This is a genomic window from Streptomyces actuosus (genome assembly GCF_016921115.1).
Classification (GTDB): domain Bacteria; phylum Actinomycetota; class Actinomycetes; order Streptomycetales; family Streptomycetaceae; genus Streptomyces; species Streptomyces actuosus_A.
Window position 1 is genome coordinate 1 of sequence record NZ_JAFFZS010000290.1, and the last position, 300, is coordinate 300.

At 67.7% G+C, this 300-nt stretch carries 1 protein-coding gene; it reads left to right on the forward strand.

Annotated elements, in window-relative coordinates; genetic code table 11:
* Positions 1 to 300, forward strand: a 300-nt coding sequence (locus JS756_RS36365) for a beta-ketoacyl synthase N-terminal-like domain-containing protein (protein WP_275892797.1), incomplete at both ends; no start/stop codon positions are given.

The following is a 300-nucleotide window of genomic DNA, read 5'->3' on the forward strand; positions in this document are numbered from 1 at the left end:
TGGATCCGCAGCAGCGTGTGCTGCTGGAGACGTCGTGGGAGGTGTTCGAGCGGGCGGGTATCGATCCGGCGAGCCTGCGCGGTTCCCGCACCGGCGTCTTCGCCGGCGCCATGGCCCAGGACTACGGATCCTTCCTGCGCGCAGGAGAACACGATTCCGGCGGCTACCTCATGACGGGCAACACCGGCAGTGTCGCGTCGGGTCGTATCGCGTACACGTTCGGTTTCGAGGGTCCTGCGGTGACGGTGGACACGGCGTGTTCGTCGTCGTTGGTGGCGTTGCACCTGGCGGCTCAGGCGC